This is a genomic window from Phytohabitans rumicis, assembly GCF_011764445.1.
GTDB lineage: Bacteria > Actinomycetota > Actinomycetes > Mycobacteriales > Micromonosporaceae > Phytohabitans > Phytohabitans rumicis.
Map to the genome: position 1 here is coordinate 509,720 of NZ_BLPG01000001.1, position 17,465 is coordinate 527,184.

9 protein-coding genes and 1 pseudogene are annotated in these 17,465 nt (G+C 74.2%); 1 reads left to right on the forward strand and 9 read right to left on the reverse strand.

Features of this window, described 5'->3' with window-relative positions; all coding sequences use genetic code 11:
* Positions 1 to 173: 173 nt before the first annotated feature.
* Complete coding sequence (locus Prum_RS02265) at positions 174 to 6,689, reverse strand: PxKF domain-containing protein (RefSeq protein WP_173073537.1); 6,516 nt, start codon at positions 6,687 to 6,689, stop codon at positions 174 to 176.
* Between the two features lie 188 nt (positions 6,690 to 6,877).
* On the opposite strand from Prum_RS02265, the gene Prum_RS02270 reads away from it, so the two are divergent.
* Positions 6,878 to 7,603: a hemerythrin domain-containing protein gene (locus tag Prum_RS02270; protein WP_173073539.1), complete on the forward strand. Its 726-nt coding sequence runs from the start codon at positions 6,878 to 6,880 to the stop codon at positions 7,601 to 7,603.
* A gap of 10 nt (positions 7,604 to 7,613) precedes the next feature.
* Here the strand turns inward: Prum_RS02270 and Prum_RS02275 are convergent, their stop codons facing one another.
* The 8 genes and pseudogenes from Prum_RS02275 to Prum_RS49100 form a co-directional block, all read right to left on the reverse strand.
* A complete protein-coding gene (locus Prum_RS02275; protein ID WP_173073541.1) occupies positions 7,614 to 10,994 on the reverse strand; it encodes an ATP-binding protein in 3,381 nt (1,126 codons plus the stop codon).
* 124 nt (positions 10,995 to 11,118) lie between these two features.
* Positions 11,119 to 11,625: a flavin reductase family protein gene (locus Prum_RS48760; RefSeq protein ID WP_178132633.1), complete on the reverse strand. Its 507-nt coding sequence runs from the start codon at positions 11,623 to 11,625 to the stop codon at positions 11,119 to 11,121.
* Positions 11,622 to 12,790: pseudogene (locus Prum_RS48765) on the reverse strand (LLM class flavin-dependent oxidoreductase). The gene Prum_RS48760 and the pseudogene Prum_RS48765 overlap by 4 nt, the downstream one beginning before the upstream one ends.
* Before the next feature lie 3 nt (positions 12,791 to 12,793).
* Positions 12,794 to 13,984: an SfnB family sulfur acquisition oxidoreductase gene (locus Prum_RS02285; RefSeq protein ID WP_246277595.1), complete on the reverse strand. Its 1,191-nt coding sequence runs from the start codon at positions 13,982 to 13,984 to the stop codon at positions 12,794 to 12,796.
* Positions 13,985 to 14,022: 38 nt separating this feature from the next.
* The gene (locus tag Prum_RS02290; RefSeq protein WP_173073547.1) at positions 14,023 to 15,684 is read right to left on the reverse strand and encodes a dipeptide ABC transporter ATP-binding protein; all 1,662 of its coding nucleotides are present in this window, start codon (positions 15,682 to 15,684) and stop codon (positions 14,023 to 14,025) included.
* Positions 15,681 to 16,526, reverse strand: a complete 846-nt coding sequence (locus Prum_RS02295; RefSeq protein WP_173073549.1) for an ABC transporter permease — start codon at positions 16,524 to 16,526, stop codon at positions 15,681 to 15,683. The genes Prum_RS02290 and Prum_RS02295 overlap by 4 nt, the downstream gene beginning before the upstream one ends.
* Positions 16,523 to 16,918, reverse strand: a complete 396-nt coding sequence (locus Prum_RS49095; protein WP_218576962.1) for an ABC transporter permease subunit — start codon at positions 16,916 to 16,918, stop codon at positions 16,523 to 16,525. The genes Prum_RS02295 and Prum_RS49095 overlap by 4 nt, the downstream gene beginning before the upstream one ends.
* The gene (locus tag Prum_RS49100) at positions 16,912 to 17,460 is read right to left on the reverse strand and encodes an ABC transporter permease family protein (protein WP_218576963.1); all 549 of its coding nucleotides are present in this window, start codon (positions 17,458 to 17,460) and stop codon (positions 16,912 to 16,914) included. The genes Prum_RS49095 and Prum_RS49100 overlap by 7 nt, the downstream gene beginning before the upstream one ends.
* Positions 17,461 to 17,465: the final 5 nt, after the last annotated feature.

Sequence of the window (17,465 nt, forward strand, 5' to 3'; positions counted from 1 at the left end):
GGGGATGGGGCGCGGACGACTGCCGGCTGTCGCCCGCGCGGCGGAGCCGTTGATGACTGGAAAGCGCTTACCTCAGGTGTCGCAGAGATTATCGAACTGCTTCGATTGTTTCAAGTGCCCCGCCTGCCGCGACGGCGGGCGGGGCACCGGTCGGGGTTATCGACCGAGCCGGCTCAGCGAACGAACCGGAACAGTGCAGTGTGTGCGGTGGACGGGCCCTCGCCCAGGTCGAGGCGGAGCGTCTTGCAGCTACCGGCGTACGACCTCGGGGACTTCCAGTTGATCCGGTAGTACCCGTTGCCGAGGTTCTGCAGCCCCGAGCCGCTGTTGGCGTACGTCTCGATGGTGTCGGTCCGGCCGCCGGTCGGGCAGTCCAGCGCGGTGGCCGTGAGCGTGGCCGTGGTCAGGCCGGTGACCGGGGCGCCGGTACCCGTGGTGACCCGCCAGACGATGGGGATCGCCCGGCCCGCCGTGGCCTTGTTGAGTACGCCGGCGTTGTCCACCGGCGCGGCGAAGCCGGTGAAGACGTACCCGACCGTGTAGGTCACCGATACCGGCGCGGCGTGGTTACCCGCCTTGTCGACCGCGCCGGCACAGGTCGCGGTGAACTGCCCCACCCCGGCCGGCGTGCCGCCCGTGACGGACAGCGCCGCCTCGGTCGCCACCCCGGAGCCGTCGTCCACAGTGGAGCAACTAGCATGTGGAACGGTGCCCAGCGAGTACGTGGCGCCATGGGTCACCCCGGTGACGGTCACCTGCGGTGGCACGCGGTCGGGGCCGGACCAGTCGACGGAAACGGTGCGCTGGTCGCCCTGCGCCACCGCCCGGCCGGCGTGGTCCTGCAGCGACGGGTCGACCCCGACGCTGACCTGGCCGGTGTGCCGCTCCCCGGTGAACCGGAACGCGGTCGCCAGCGGCTCACCCGCGTACGGGTGTCCGGCCGGTGCGGGCATGGGTGACACCGCCGTCCACCGGCCGCCGACGGGTGTGTCGCCGGCCGTCACGGCGAGCAGTCCACCCAACGCCTGGTCGGCCCGCATCGGCTGGTTGAACGTGACGGTCAGACCGTCCCGGTCGGCCTCGACCCGGTCCACAGTGGCAAGTCCCGCGCGGACCAGATTGGCGTGTACGTCGGTGTGCGGGGGCAGGACCTTGAGCACCCTCGACTCGGCCGGCAGGTACCCGTCCTTTGTGTACGCCACCTTCCACCAGCCCTCCGGCACGTCCCAGGCGTAGCGCCCGGCGTCGTCGGTGCGCAGCGGGTTGGTCTGGCCGAATTCTTCGGCGTCCCACACGGTCCAGGGACCGTCCGGGGTCGGCGCGTGCAGGAGCGTGGCGGTGGCACCGGTGACCGGGCGGTCGAAGGTGCCCTCGTAGACCACGCCCGAGGGGTCGTAGATCCAGATCGGTTGGGCGTCCGGATCGACCGCGTCATCGACGTCGATGCCGTGGCGGCGGACGCCCCGGTCCGGCACCGTGTCCGGCAGCTCGGGCCGCCGGCAGAGCGGTTCGGCGAGCATCTGCCGGCGCAACTCCTCGGCACGCTTGTCGAACATGTACTCGAAGATCTTTCCGGCTCCCCAGCTCACCCCCCAGATCGCCACGCTCAGGATGCCCACGCTCGCCGGAGCGACCAGCACGGCGGCCAGATTGGCCCCGGCGTTGAAGGCGTCCATCGCCAGGGCCTGGTTCATCAGGCTCTGCACGGAGTTCTGGAACGCCTCGCTCATGGCGCTGTCGTGGCATTCCAGCGCCATCTTCTGGAGCTTTTCGACCGTGCCGTACTTGCCGCCGACGACCTTCTCGGCGATGGCCGACCATGCCTGCTCCACGTTGGTCACGCCGTTGAACGCCCAGGTGAACCCGACACGTGCAGCGCCGGTGTAGAAGCCGAGCGCCGCCGCCGTGCGGCCCAACTGGGTCGGCTCCGCCGAACCGAACGTGGACAGGTCGGCGACCATCGACGCCGTCACGGCCAGCTCGCCGGTACGCGCGACATCGTCCGGCGTCGACGCCTGGATGGAGGTTTCGTACACGGCCACGCCGGCCGCCTTGGCCCGAGCCCGATCCTCGGCGCTGGGCTGGTAGCCGTCCAGCTTGGTGACGGTGAAGCGGCCAGTGAGCCGGGCCCCCGGGCTCAGCCGCGGTGCCGGCGCGGTGAAGTCCTGGTACACCGTCGCACCGTCGACCACGGGGTCGGCCAGGGTGGCGTCCTCGGGGTCGATCAGCGTGTCCGCCGGCATCGGCGGTACCGGCAGGGTCGGGCGCTCCACGATGGGGTCGAAGAGCACCGAGACGTCGCCGAGCCCGTCGAAGCCCACCGGGAAGTGCACCTGGTAGGCGTTCGCCTCGCCCGGCACCGGCTGCATCGGCGCGATCGTGTCGTCGAGGCGGCCGGCGACGTTCGTCACCGCGCCGCTGAACCTGGCCGTGAGCGTGATGCCCGGGCCCGGCTCGGCGGTGAACGGGAACCGGGCGACGCCGTCCGCGGGCCGGAAGGTGACCTCGCGGTTGTTCTGGGCCATCGTCACGGCCAGCAGCGTCGCGGCGTGCGGGTCGACCGTGACCTGGACCGGGCTGGAGGCCAGGACCTGGTCGCCGACCGCCGCCTCGGCGCGGAGCAGGTGGTGCCGGACGTCGTCGCCCGCGCCGAGGTCCAGGACCGCGTGCCACAGCCCGCCGGGGCCGGCGGTCGCGCGGACGAGTTCGGCGCCTTCCTCGCGTACGACGACGGTGGACCCGGCGGGGGCGCGGCCGGACACGGCGACCCGCCCGGCGGCGTTGGCGGCGCCGGCGGTCAGGCTGACGTGCCCGGACAGCACGGTGACCGTGCTGACCGGCTCGGTCTGCGGTCCGGCCGTCACCGACAGGCCGAACCCGAGGCGCAGGCCGGCCTGCCCGGGTGCGTGGGCGAAGACCCGAAGCGATCGGGTCGGCGCCGGCGGGAGCTGGACCACCAGGACGTCCGGCTGCCCCTCCTCGATCGTGTAGGTGGCGGGCGCGTCGCCGAGCAGCACTCCTCCCTCAGGCACCGTGACGCCGTCGGGCAGCGTGATCCGCGCGGTGCCGGCGGTCGTCGGGCTGCGGTACGCGAGGTCCGCGCGGAGCCGGACCAGACCGCCGGGCAGGACGGCGTCGTCGACGGCGGAGAACCCGGACTTCGCCCCGTCCAGGATGCCCACCGCGCTCAGTCGCAGGTCGCCGAGCTGGGTGATCTGCCCGTCCACGGCCTGGACGACCCGCCGGAAGGTGGCCGTACCGGACCGGACGGTCAGCACGTACGCCCCGGGCACCCGGGCGCTGATCGAGACGTCCGCGCCGTCCTCCTCCTTGTTGAGCTCGGCGGTGCCGTCGACGGCCCGGATGTTGACCCGGGTACGGCCGGTGACCGGCGCGCCGGTGGGGTCGAGGATCCGTGCGGTGAACCGGGCGCGCTCCTCGACGGCAACCACGATCGGCAGGTGGGGGTTGTCGCCGGCCGTCGTTTCGGCGCAACCCTTGGGCAGGCCGACCTGGGCGCCGTCGACGCAGAGCTGGACGCCGGTGCCCGGGGTCACCCGGATCGGCGTGGTCTCGCCCACCGTGGCGCTGCCATCCGGCCAGGTCAGCGTGGCACCGAAGTGGGTGGCGTTGTTGTAGTTCAGCGGCTGCTCGGTCGCCTCGGCGTCGAGCATCTTCACCCGCAGGGTCGGCCGTACGACGTACCCGTGCGTGCCGGGCACGACCAGGCGCACCGGCGGCGGGGGTTGGTCGCCGACGGTGACCAGGGTGGCCGCGATGCCACCGGCGAAGTCCGCCGTGATCTTGGTCGGTGCGTCGAGTCCACCATGGACGGCGGCGCTCCAGGTGCCGTCGTCGCCGGATTCGGTCCGGACGCTGATGCCGGAGCCGTGCAGGTTCTGGATGATGAGGACGCTCGCGCGGACGGGCCTGCCCTGCGGGGTGACGACCGTACCGGTGACCCGGACCCGCGGCAGCGCGGTCGCGGCGACCTGGATCGGGTTGTCGCCCGGCCGCAGCGTCGCCCGCGCGCCCGGCTTGCCCGCCAGTCCGTACGCGGCGAGCTGGCCCGCGGACAGCCGTGCCGTGGCGGTGATGGTGGCGCCGGCGTCCAGGCCGGCGAACAGCACCCGCCCGTTGTCGTCGGTGACGGCGGCACGGGGTCCGGACGGCCCGGCGGCGTCGACCGCGACCCCCGACATCGGGCGGCCGTCGCCGCCGAGGACGGTGACCGTCGCGGACGCCGGCACGCTCGGCGCGACGTCGACCGCGACGGCTTCGCCGCGGCCGACCGCCAGCGTGCGGGCCGGCGTGGCCGGTAGCCCGTCCGGCCGGGTGGCGGTGAGCCGGTGGTCGTCCGCCGGAGCGACCGGCAGTTGCAGGTCGGCGTCGCCGGCCAGCAGCTGCACGCTGCCGGTCTTCCCGCTGTCGCTCCAGATCTGCACGCGTACGCCGGCGGCGTCGCCGGCCGGGGCGTCGACGTGTGCGCGCACCAGGCCGCCGACCGGCTTGGGCAGGCCGGCGACCGGGCGGTCCAGGGCCCCTCCCCCGCCGTCGGCCAGGCGCAGGGTGCCGCCGGCGACCTCGACCACGCCCTCGGCGATGGTCCAGGCGCCGGTGTACCGGCCGGGCTCGTTCTCGGCGAGCGTGACGCGTACCTGCTTGGCCGGTTCGGTCGCGGTGCGCACGGTGAGCTCGGCGGTGCCGGTGAAGCCCGGGGCGCCGACGACCGCGAAGGTGGCTTGGCGGCCCAGCGCGAGGTACCCGGTGCCGAGGACCGGCGGGAGGTGCGTCGCGGTCTGGCCCATCGTCAGCTTGTCGATGTGGACGGTCGCGTCCCGGGTGAGCCGGATCTCCTCGTCGCCGCGCAGGGCCGCGACGCGGTAGGTGTAGCCGGTGTCGTTCGCGACGCCGGTGTCCACATAGGAGGTGGTGTCGGCGGTGAGGTCGGTGTGCCGGGCCCCGCCGCGCAGGATCCGGTAGCCGGTGAGGCCGGACATCGTTGCCGCTTCCCATTGCAGGCCCACGCGGGCGCCGGGTCCGGCGATCGCGGACAGCGGCGCGTCGCCGGGCGGCAGGTCGGTGAGCAGGGTGACTTGCGCGGTCAGCGGCGCCGACGCGCGGCCGGACCCGTCCCGGGCCACCACCGCGATGTCCACGGTGGAGCCGGGTCGCAGGTCGGTCAGTACGGTCCGGGTGGTGGGCGCCGCGACGGTCGCGGCCGCGGTGCCGTTGACGGCGACCTCGTAGCGCGCCGGGGTGCCGTTCGCCGCCGGCCAGGTCACCTCGACGGTGGTGGTGCCCGGCACGGTGGTCAGCCGCGCCCCGTCGGGCCAGCTCGGGGCGGGCGCGTCGGCGGGCACCGACCGGTACAGGCGCGGCGGTCCGGGCTCATCCGTGCGCGGCGCGACGAACGCCGTACTCGTGGACAGGAACGCCAGCACGGCGCCGTCGGCGCCGATCGACGGCGCGATCGCCGCGTCCGGATAGCTGGGGATCTCGCCGGGGAGCGGGTCGGCGATCCGGCCGTCCAGGCCGGGACTGGCCAGCCGGGCCGGCTTGCCGGCCTGCGCCGGCTGCGTCCACAGTGCACCCACCCAGTTGAACGCCACAGTGGAGCCGTCGGCGCTCAGCGTCGCGCGGGACGGGGCCGCGCTGCCGAGCATGTCCAGGTCGCCGGAGACGAACGGCGCGACGGTCCGCGGGTCCAGCGTGACGTCGGCCTGCGGCCCGGCGGTCAGATCGGCGATGACCACGCCGTTCGCGCTGCCGCCGAGCGCGGTCCGGCGCCCGGTGTGGTCCAGGTTCGGCCACCAGGCCGACCCCTGCGCGGAGGTCAACGCGCGGTCCGCCGGCAGCCGCGCGCCCGTTCCGGCGGCGAACCGCAGCAGCACCGGCGCGCTCGCGCGCCGCGCGTTCACGGCGAGCACCGCGCCGTCGCCGGACAGGGCGAAGCCGCGAACCTCCGGCCTGACGGCGGCCGGGTCGGACCCGGGCGGCACCAGGTCCTCGGGCCGGACGACCCGCGACGCCGGCGCGGTGCCGGCCGACAGCGTCGCCAGCAGCACGCCTTCGGCGGCCAGGCCGGCGTACTCGGGCAGCGGCAACGAGATCCGGGTGGCCAGGCGGGTGCCGTCGGCGCTGAGCGCGATGCCGTTCAGCAGGTGCCGCGACGCCGGCACGCCCAGGTCCGGGATCGGCACCCAGACGGTGGCGTCGGTCAGCCGGTCGCGGACGAACACCGCCTGGGTGATCTCCGGGTCGGCGCTCGCGGGCAGGTTCAGCTCCGCCGCGCTCGATCCCTGTGCCAAGAACGCCACGGTACGGCCGTCCGCGCTCACCGCGGCGGCCACCACCTCCGGTACCGGCTGGCCGGCGAGGCCCACCCCGACGACCTCCTGGTCGCCGGTGTCCACTGTGGTGGCGACCAGCACGGGCGGGTCCTCGCCGCGCGGCGCCAGGTGCACCGCCGTACCCCCGTCGGCGGACAGGGCCAGATAGTCGACGCCGTCGGCGGCGGTGCCGGCCTCAGCCACGCTGGTCACCTGGTACGCCCGCGGCAGCGGGTCCGCCGGCGCGAACGCGGCCGGCGTCAACGGCACCGCCCCGGTCTGGGTAAGTACGGCGAGTGCCACGGCGGCGGCCAGGCCGATCGTGGGGCCGAACCGTGGTCTTCGAGTGGTGCGCATCGTGTGCTCCTCGGTCATGGCTGTCGAATCCGCTGGACCGTCGCACGAGCCGCTTGCCGCGTGGCTGGGCGGCGCTTAAGCCCTCGCGCGGCGGGTTTAAGCCGGGCGCAAGCCGGCGCCAAGGACGCGGGCGCACGGTGGGCGCGTCCCGGCACGTGCCTGGGTGCGACGCGGAAAGGGGCGGCGACATGACCGCGACGAGGGTCGAACAGATCACGCTGCCGGGCCAGGCGGCGGCTCCGCCCGGTCCGGTCGACCTGGGCGGGATGTACGTCATGCATCACGCGTTCCGCCGCGACCTGGCGGCGTTCCGGGCCGCGGTGCTGCACACACCGGCCGAGGACCGCGCCGCGTGGACGGCACTGGCCGCCCGCTGGGCGCGGTTCGCCGGGATCCTGCACAAGCATCACCACGGCGAGGACGAAGGGCTGTGGCCGCTGTTGCTGGCGCGGGTCGACGCCGACGGCGACGCGGCCGGGCGGGCGACCCTGGCGGCGATGGAAGCCGAGCACACCGAGATCGACCCGCTGCTGCGCTCCTGCGCCGAAGGGTTCGACCGGCTCGCCGGTCACGCCGATCCGGACGCCCTCGACGCGCTGGAGGTACGCGTGGTGGCGCTGGGCGAGCGGCTGTCCCGGCACCTGGCCCACGAGGAGAGCGAGGCGATGGCGCTGGTGCAGCGCCATCTCACCCCGGCCGACTGGGAACGCGTCGGGAAGGAGCACTTCGCGTCGGCGTACCGGCCGCGGGACATCCCGTTCATGGTGCCGTGGGTGCTGGCCGGCCTGTCCGCGGCCGAGCGGACCCGGATCCGTGCCGCGGTCCCGCGACCGCTGGCGATCCTGTGGCGGCTGTTCTGGCGGCGCCCGTTCGAGCGGCGCGAGCGCGCCGCGTTCGGCTACCCGCGGGCGTAGGGCGTCTGAGTCAGAACCCGCCGCGCTCCCGCTGCTCGCGCACCCACTGCGCGGCGAGCGGGATGTCCCACTCGGCGCACAGCCGCAGGGCGTCGTCGGCGTGCCGGGCCGCCGCGTCCCGCTCGCCGGCCGCCGACGCGGCCAGGGCCAGGAAGGCGTCCACCGGGCCGAGCGCGCCGCCGAAACCCGCGGTACAGCACCGGCCGGCGTAGGGTGCGAGCCAGCGGTAGATCTCCGCCGCCGCCTCGGCGAGGCCCAGCCCGAACGCGACCTCCGCGGCCTGGCAACGTTCCATTAGGCTCCCCCAGTCGTTGCTGGTCAGCGGGATGCCCCACCGCTGGTACGCGACGCGCGCCTCGGCCAGCCGGTCGCCGCGCGCCAGCCCCCAGAGCGTGTTCATCTCCATCGGCAGGGCGCTGCGGTCCATGGCCTCCTGGTAGATGTCCGCGATCTCGTGTGCCCGACCCCGCCACTGCAACCCGTGCGCCATGCTGATGGACAGGACGACCTGGTACTGCGGGACCGAAGTGAGCTCCGCGAACCGTCGCTGTCGCGCCAGCAGCCGCTCGACGTCACCGGCCTGTCCGCGCATGGCCAGCCATGGCCATTCCACCTCGGTCAGGATGATCGAGAGGTGGTCCAGCCGCAGGCGGTCGGCGACGGCCCGGGCCCGGCGCACCTCGACGTGCAACTCCGCGATCCGCCCCAGCTCGGCCGCGACGATCGCCCGCTGGGTGCGCAGGATCGCCTCCCGCACCGGGTCGCCGAGCTCCTGCGCCGCGGCCAGCCCTTCATCGCACAAGCTCATCCGCAGGTCGGCGGTGTCGACCCGCCAGGTGGCCACGAAGGCGGTCTGGCAGGCCCAGACCAGCAGCGCCGGGTCGCCGATCCGGCGCGCCATCGCCATGCCCTGCTCCACCAGGGCCGTCCGGTACGCCGACGCGTCGCCGTAGTACAGCTCGCCGGCCAGGGTCAGCAGCGCGCGGCAGCGCGGCTCGCCGTCGTCCGGCGGCAGGTCGCGCAGCACCCGGCGCAGGACCGCGATCGCCTCCTCGTCCGTCTGGCCGTACGGCCGCAGCTGGAAGAACGCTCCCTCCGTCGCGGCCACCGCCGCGCGGGCGACCCGCACGACGTCGCCCATCCGCTCGGCCTCGGCCACCGCGGCCGTGATCGCCTCGGTGAGCCCGTTGCGGTCGGCCAGCCACCGGCACGCCTCCGCCCGGAGCATCAGCAGGTCGTACCGGTCGAGCGGGGTCGCCGCGCCGTCGCCGCGCTGCGCCTCCAGCGCCGCCGCCAGCAGCGCCGCCTCCTCCTCGTACGCGCACAGGTCCCCGGCATGCGCCGCGGCGGCCGCGGCCGCGCGCCAGGCCCGCGGCGCGTGCGCCGGCCCGGCGGCCAGCCAGTGCCGGGCCACCTCGGAGAGCCGCTCGGCGGCGCCGTCCCGCGCCGACAGGGACCGCGCGACCACCGCGTGCCGCCGGGCCCGTCGCGCGGCCGGCAGGCCGGCGTACACGACGTCCCGGACCAGGGCGTGCGCGAACCGGAACCGGTCCACCGTCTCCTCCTCGCCGACCACGCCGGCGGCCAGGGCCGGGTCGAGGTCGTCCAGGATGGCCTCCTCGTCCCGGCCGACCGCGTCGGCGAGCAGGGCCAGGTCGAAGCGGCGGCCGATGACGGCGGCGGTCCGCAGCACGTCACCGGTCGCCCCCGGCAGCCGGGCGACGCGCCGGGTGACGACGTCCGTGACCGCCGACGGCAGCGCGTCCCGCCGGTCCCCCATCAGGCACACCAGCTCGACGATGAAGAACGGGTTCCCCTCGGTGCGTTCCCGCAGCGTCTCCGCCTCGGCGGCGGTGGCCTTGCGCTCGGCCACGGCCTCCACCAGCGCGGACGTCGCCGCCGCCGACAGGCCGGAAAGGTCCAGCCGGAGCGCGTGCTGCCGCCCCAGCAGCTCCGCGACCCGCGCCAGCGCGCCGGTGGGCTCCGGGTAGGGCCGCCGGGTGGTGAGGACGGCGACCCGGCCGCCGGTCAACTCCTCCACCAGGTGGCTGAGCAGCCGCAGCGACGACGGGTCGGCCCAGTGCAGGTCGTCCAGCACGATCAGCAGCGGCCGCGCTCCGGACGCGGCCACCAGCAGCCGGGTCGCCGCGCTCCACAGCCGGAACCGCGCCACGTTCGGGTCATGGGCCGGCTCCGTACCCCGCCCGAGACCGATCGCCAGCAGCTCGAAGAGTTCGGCCAGGTCGTCGCGGGCGGCCGCGGGCAGGTCCGTGGCCGGGACCGCGTCGGCGAGCGCGCGCAGCACACCGACCCACGGCCACATCGGCGGCGCACCCTCGTCTTCGGAACACCGCCCCCACAGCACCGCGAACCCCCGGGTACGGGCCAGCGCCGCCAACTCCTCGGTCAACCGGGTCTTGCCGATGCCCGCCTCGCCGACCAGCAGCCCGAAACTCGGTACCGACGCGAGCGCCCGGTCCAGCAGCCCGAACAGAGCGGCCAGCTCGTCCACCCGGCCCACCATGGGCCACCGCACCGGAGAGTCATGGACATCGACCGCCGGCAGGCTCGGGACAGGGCCCGGTGCCTGCCGCGCGCCCGTACCCTCGTCGGGGCGCCAGATCAGCGCCGGGTCCTGGCGGAGCACCGCGGCCTCCAGCCCTTGCAGCGCGGCTCCGGGATCCAGTCCCAGGTCGTCCGCGAAGATCCGGCGCACCTGCCGCAGCGCGTCCAGGGCGTCGGCCTGCCGGCCCGACCCGGCCAGGGCCAGGACCCGCAGCAGCCACAACCGCTCGCGATGTGGATGCCGGGCCGTCAACGCCTCCAGCTCGGCGGCCACCGTACCGTGCTCGCCGAGCGCCAACCGCGCCACCGCGCGGTCCTCCAGCGCCACCGCCCGCAGCTCTTCCAGCCGCGCGCGCTCCGCGACGGCCGCGGGCACATCGGCCAGGTCCGCGTACGGCTCGCCCCGCCACGACGCCAGCGCGCCGTCCAGCTGGCCGACCAGCCCGACCAACTCCTCGGCGGCGAGCCGCGGGCGAGCGGGCACCTCGGCGGCGACCACACCGGCCCCCAACCGCCGATGTGCCTCGTCCACCGCCGCGTCGAACGCCGCCGCGTCCACCGCACCGACCGGCAACCGCAGGGCGTAGCCCGGGGTCACCGTCACCACGACGCGGGGCCGGGCGCGCGCCGGACGGTCCGGCTCGAACAGCCGGCGGACTCCCGCGACGTAGACATGGAGCGTCGGGACCGCGGTCGGCGGCGGGTCTTCGCCCCACAAGACGTCGATCAGAGAGTCGACCGAGACCGGACGGCCGGCGTGGAGCGCCAAAGCCGCCACTACCATGCGTTTCTTGACACCACCGAGGTCGACGAGCACACCATCCACGGCAAGCTCCGTCGGCCCGAGCACCCCCACATGCACAACAAGAACAGTAAGACGTACACAGTGGACAGCGAACGGGCGATCGTCCACATTCCAGTCGGCCAGGCGGCCGTCAGGCGGGCGGGCGTCAGCCGGGCTGGAGCCGGCCGAACCGGCTGCGGTGGAAGACCAGCGGCGATGGATCCGCCTGCCCGGCGTGGCGTACGGCGTGCAGGCGCAGCAGCACGATGGTGTGGTCGCCGGCGAGCACCTCGCGATGGATCGTGGTGTCGAATGTGGCCAGCCCGTCGTCGAGGGTGACCGCGCCCTCGCCCGTCGCGGTCAGCGGCAGTCCGTCGAACCGCTGGCCGACGGCGCCCGCCAGCTGGCGGGCCACGGTGGAGTGGTGGTCCGCCAGGATCGTGATGCCCAGGTGCGCCGCGCGGCGCAGGTCGGGCCACGTCTTCGACGTGTTCGCGATGGAGAACGACACCAGCGGCGGGTCGAGGCTGACCGAGGTGAACGAGCTGGCGGCCAGGCCGACGGGCGCGCCGTCGACGAGGGCGGCGACGGCCACCACCCCGCTGGGGAAGATGCCGAACACCTCCCGCAACCGGTGGGGGTCGAGGTCCTGGTTGGTGCGCAGCACGGTCACGACGCGACTCCTTTTTCGGTCGGCGCCGCGGCGCCGAAGGGTACGGCGGACGCCGACTGCCGGACGGGCGCCGGGTGCCGCCAGCGCCCCGGCGGGACAGCTCGGGCAGCACCCCCTCGCCGAACCGGTACGCCTCCTCCAGGTGCGGGTAGCCGGAGAGCACGAACTCGGTGACGCCCGCCTCGACGTACTGCTCGATGAGGTCGGCGATCTGCTGGTGGCTGCCGACGAGCGCGGTGCCGGCGCCGCCGCGTACCAGTCCGACGCCGGCCCACAGGTTCGGGTAGATCTCCAGCCCGTCCTTGGTCCCGCCGTTGAGCGCGAGCATCCGGCGCTGGCCTTCGGACTCGCTGCGGCGCAGGCCGGCCTGGACCTCACGGATCCGTTCCTCGGAGATCCCGGCCAGCAGCCGGTCGGCCTCCGCCCAGGCTTCCTCGGCGGTGTCCCGGGCGATGGTGTGCACCCGCAGGCCGAAGGCGAGCGTCCGGCTCTGCCGTTCGGCCAGCTCACGCACCCGGCGCACCTTTTCGGCGACGGCGGCCGGCGGCTCACCCCAGGTGAGGTAGACGTCGACGTGCCGGGCCGCCACGTCGAGGGCCGCGGGCGACGAGCCGCCGAAGTAGATCAGCGGCGCCGGGTCGGGCAGTTGGGCCAGGACCGCGTCGGACAGCTGGAAGTGCTTTCCTTCGACCCCGACGGGCTTGCCGGACCACAGCGCGCGGACGATGTCGAGGAACTCCCCGCAGCGCTCGTAGCGGGCGTCCTTGTCGAGGAAGTCGCCGTACATCCGCTGCTCGTGGCTCTCGCCCCCGGTGACCACGTTGAGCAGCAGCCGGCCGCCGGACAGATTCTGGAACGTACCGGCCATCTGCGCGGCGAGGAACGGCGAGACCAGGCCGGGCCGGAACGCCACCAGGAACTTCAACCGCTCGGAGACGCTGCTCAGCATCGCGGTGGTGATCCAGGCGTCCTCGCACCAGGCGCCGGTCGGGGTCAGGGCGGCCTCGAAGCCGAGCTGCTCGGCCGACCGGGCGATCTGGCCCAGGTAGGCGACCGAGGCGGGGCGCCCGCCGGTACCGGCCGGGGTGCCGTGGCCGCCGCCGACGATGTGCCGGCCGTCGCCGCCGTTGGTGGGGAGGAACCAGTGGAACTTCAGGTCGGTCATGGCTCACACCTGTCCGTGGTTGGGGGGCGGGGTGCCGTCGACGGCCCAGCGACCGAGGTGCTGGACCTTCCACGCGGCGGGGTCGTGGAGGGTGTGGGTGCGGGCGTTGCGCCAGTGCCGGTCCAGGCCCAGCCCGGCGGCGGCGGACCGGGTGCCGGCCACCTCGAAGAGCCGGCTGCCGGCATCGAGGGCGGCCCGCGTGGTGGCCGCCCGCGCCGCGGCGACGGCCAGGGACGCGGCCGTCGCGGACGCCGCGGTCAGGTCGGCGTTGGCCCGGTCGATGGCTCGGGCCGCTTCGGCCAGCAGCGCCTCGGATCCCCGCACGGCCAGCTCGATCTCCCCGAACGCCTGCACCACGAGGGGATCGTCGGCGGCCCGCTCGACCTGCGCGTCCGGGTAGGGCCGGCTCTTTTCGCGTACGAAGGTGGCGGCGTCGGTCAGCGCCGCGCGGGCGATGCCGGCGTCGATCGCCGCGTGCAGCACCTGCGCGAAGGCGCCGTACGTCTGCGGCCCCTCGAAGGTGACCGCGAACGGCGTGATGAGGTCGTCGGGTACGTCCACGTCGCGCAGCACCACGGAGCCGCTGGCGGTGGTGCGCTGGCCCAGTCCGTTCCAGTCGTCGATGACCTCGACGCCCCCGGCGTGCCGGTCCACCCAGGCGACGTGCAGCGGGCCGTCCGGCCCCAGGTGGGCCAGCACGGGGATCCGGTGGGCCAGCAGGGCGCCGGTGGCGTAGAACTTGCGACCGTTGAGCCGCCAGCGCCCCGGGCCGTCGGCGGTCAGGGTGGTCCTGATGTCGCGCACGTGCCGGGTGTTGGCCTCGGACTGGGCGTTGCCGAAGCGGCGACCGGCGAGGACCTCCGCGAAAAGCAGCTTCTGCTGGGCGTCGGTGCCCCGCAGGCGCAGTTGGTTGACGTAGACGAAGTGGCTGTGCGGGATCTGGCCGATGTTGGGGTCGCCAGCCGAGAGCAGCCGGAACACCTCCGCCACGGTCTCCGTGGGCAGGTCGGCCCCGCCGTACGGCGCGGGGACGGTGATCGCCAGCAACCCGGACTCGCTGAGCCTGTCCAGCTCGACCAGCGGGATCAGGCGGTTCGCGTCGCGTTCGGCGGCGTCGCGGGCGAAGATGGCGGCGAGCTCGGCGGCGACCGCGACCGCCTCGGCCGCCGCGAGCACGGGCACCTTTCCGGTCATGCACCCGCGCGAGCGGAGGCGAGCGCCAGCTAGCTCAGTCATGACGACCGCAGCCGGGGTACGGCGGTGAGCAGCCGCCGCGTGTAGGCGTGCCGCGGCCGGTCGAAGACGTCGTCGGCGGTGCCGTGCTCGACGACCCGGCCGTCCTTCATGACCAGGATCCGGTCGCTCACGTGGTGGATCACGCCCAGGTCGTGGGAGATGAACAGGTAGCTCACGCCCAGGTCGTCCTGCAGGTCGGTGAGCAGGTCCAGCACCTGGGCCTGGATGGAGACGTCGAGTGCGGAGGCCGGTTCGTCACAGACGATGACGGACGGCGCCGGGGCCAGCGCCCGCGCGATGGCGACCCGCTGCCGCTGCCCGCCCGACAGGCGCAGCGGCGCCGCGTTCAGGTGGCTTTCGCGCAGGCCGACCTGCTCGAGCAGGCGCACGGCGCGTTCCCGGGCCTCGGTCTTGGAGCTTGGCGGGCGGGCGGCGGTGGACAGCGCGTCGATAAGGATGCGCCCGACGGACCAGCGCGGGTCGAAGGAGCTGAGCGGGTCCTGGTAGACCACGCCCACCTGCTGGCGCAGCGGCCGGCGCTGGGCCGGCGACAGCGCCGACCACGGCTCGCCGCGCAGCCGCACCTCCCCCGCGGTGGCCCCAAGTATCGCCAACGCCATCCGGGCGAGGGTGGTCTTGCCCGAGCCGGACTCGCCGACGATGCCGAGCGTCTCGCCGCCGAACAGCTCGAAGGAGACGTCGTCGACGACCGTGCGGTCCACCTTGTCGGGGCCCCGGAAGACCTTGGTGAGGTGGCTGGCCGCAAGCACCGGTGTGCCCTCGTCCACCGGCCGGCGGGTACGCGCTGTCGGGGTGGTGAGCCGGGTGCCCCGGGTGTGCTCCGACGGGATCGCATCGAGCAGCATCCGGGTGTACTCGTGCCGCGGGTCGTAGAGGACCTGGCTGGCCGGGCCGTACTCCACGATCTCGCCGTCCCGCATGACGGCGACCTCGTCGGCCATCCGGGCCACGACGGACAGGTCATGGCTGATCAGGATGATCGACGTGCCGCGTTCCTTGGAGGCGGCGAGCAGGTCGAGCACCTGGGCCTGCACGGTGACGTCGAGCGCGGTGGTCGGCTCGTCGGCGATCAGCAGCGGCGGATCCAGCGCGATCGCCGAGGCGATCAGGGCGCGCTGGCGCAGGCCGCCGGAGAGCTCGTACGGCCGCTGTTGCGCCCTAACCTCCGGCTCGGGTACGCCGACCGACCGGAGCAGTTCGATCGCCTTGGCGGCCCGGTCGGCGCGCCGGCCCCAGCCGTGCAGCCGCAGCGGCTCGGCCACCTCGTCACCGACCCTGCGGAGCTGGTCGAGGGAGACGAGGGCGTCCTGGAGGACGAAGCCGACCCGGCTGCCGCGCAGCGACCGCCAGGCGCGCTCGGAGGTGTGCAGCAGGTCGGTGCCGGCGAGGTCGAGCCGGTCGGCGGTGACGCGCGAGTGGGCACCGGTCAGCCCCACGAGGGTGCGGGCGGTCACGCTCTTGCCGGACCCCGACTCGCCGACGATGGCCAGGCAGCCGCCCGGCCGGGCCGTGAACGAGATGCCCTTGACCACATCGGTGCCCGCGAAGGAGACCCGCAGGTTCTCCACGCGCAGCAGCGGGGCGGTACGGGTTTCCACGTCTATCCGGTCTTCCAGACGGCTGTCCACAGTGGTCATCGGGAGGCTCCTCCGAGTCGGTTCTGCAGGGTGCGCCCGAGCGACGTCGCCGAGAGCGCCACCAGGACGATCACGAGGCCGGGCAGGATCTCCAGCCACCAGGAGGTGGTGATGTGCAGGCGGCCCGCGTCGAGCAGCGCGCCCCACTCCGAGCTCGGTGGAGGCACGCCCAGGCCGAGGAACGACAACCCGGAGGCCCACACGACCGACTGGCCGACACCCAGGGTGGCGACCGCCACCAGGGGCCGCATCGCGTTCGGGAACAGGTGCCGGCGGATGACCGACAACCGTGGGTGCCCGAGGGCCGCGGCCGCCTCGATGAAGCCGGCCTGGCGTACGGCGAGCACCTGGCCGCGGACCATCCGGGCGTACCCGGGTGCCGACCCGATGCCGACGGCGATGATCTCGGTCGCCAGCGACGGGCCGCGGACCGTGATGACCAGCAGGGCGAGCAGCAGCGCCGGGAACGCGAAGGCGACCTCGAGCAGCCGGGTGATGGCCGCGTCGACCGCACCGCCGGCCAGCGCGGCGGTGAACCCCAGCCCGATGGCGATCAGGAACGCCAGCCCGGTCGCGCCCAGGCCGATGCCCATCGACTGGCGGGCACCGTAGATGACCCTGGTGAGCAGGTCCCGGCCGGCGTCGTCGGTGCCGAACGGGTGCTGCCAGGACGGCGGCTGCAGGGTCGAGGCCAGGTCGATCGCGGTGGGGCTGCGGTCGGTGAGCAGACCGGGAGCGATCGCCGCGACCAGGACGAACCCGACGACCAGCAGGGCCAGCACCGTCCCGATCGACGGCAGCCGGGGAATCACCCGGGCCGGCGCGTACGTCTGGGCGGTCACCGGGCACCTCCCAACCGCGGGTCGATCGCCGCGTAGGCCAGGTCGACCAGCAGGTTGGCCACCACGTACACGGCCGCCACCACCAGCACGATGCCGGACACGGTGGGCAGGTCGCGGGTGTTGACCGCGGTGACCAGCACCTGCCCGATCCCCGGCCGGCCGAAGATGTTCTCGGCGATGACGGCACCCGCGATGAGCGCGCCGAGCGCCCAGCCGGACAGCGTGATCGCCGGGACGACGGCGTGCCGCAGGACGTGGCGCAGCCGTACGCCCAGGTCGGACATCCCCCGGGTCCGGGCCGTGGTCACGAACGGCTGGTCCAGCACCTGCTCGAACTCGTCGCGGGTGACCTGGCCGAGGAAGCCGGCCAGCGGGATCGCCAGGGTCAGCACCGGCAGGACCGTGCCCCACGCGCTGGTGCCCCGATGATCGGGAACACCCGGAGCTGGACCGCGAAGACCACGAGCAGGACGACCCCGACCCAGTAGTGCGGCAGGCTGGCCGTCAGCGCCTCCCAGGCGCTGCCGAGGCCGGACAGCAGCCGCCCCCGCTTGACGGTCAGCAGGGTCACGCCGAGCGCCAGCAGCCAGGCGACCGCCAGCGCCGCGACGGTCAGGGTCAGACTCGGCAGCAGCTGCCCGCCGATCACCTCAAGCACGGGGCGCTTCTGGGTGTACGACGTACCGAGGTCACCGCGGAACAGGCCGGTGACGTAGTGCAGGTACTGCACGACGATCGGGTCGTCGAAGCCGTACCGGTCGTTGAGCGGAGCCAACTCCTGCGCCGTCCACTTCTTGTCCTGCCCCGTCTGCAGGTTCATCAGTGCCGTGGCCCGGTCGCCGGGCACCGCCAGCTGTGCGAAGAAGGTGACCGAGGCGGCCGCCACGATGACGGCCACCGAGGACGCCACCTTGACCACGATCCTTCTGATCATTGCCG

Bases quoted from the DNA above. Each gene is read 5' to 3' on its own strand.
- Prum_RS02265 (WP_173073537.1), bottom strand. From the start codon at position 6,689: ATGCGCACCACTCGAAGACCACGGTTCGGCCCCACGATCGGCCTGGCC.
- Prum_RS02270 (WP_173073539.1), top strand. From the start codon at position 6,878: ATGACCGCGACGAGGGTCGAACAGATCACGCTGCCGGGCCAGGCGGCG.
- Prum_RS02285 (WP_246277595.1), bottom strand. From the start codon at position 13,984: ATGACCGGAAAGGTGCCCGTGCTCGCGGCGGCCGAGGCGGTCGCGGTC.
- Prum_RS02290 (WP_173073547.1), bottom strand. From the start codon at position 15,684: ATGACCACTGTGGACAGCCGTCTGGAAGACCGGATAGACGTGGAAACC.
- Prum_RS49100 (WP_218576963.1), bottom strand. From the start codon at position 17,460: ATGATCAGAAGGATCGTGGTCAAGGTGGCGTCCTCGGTGGCCGTCATC.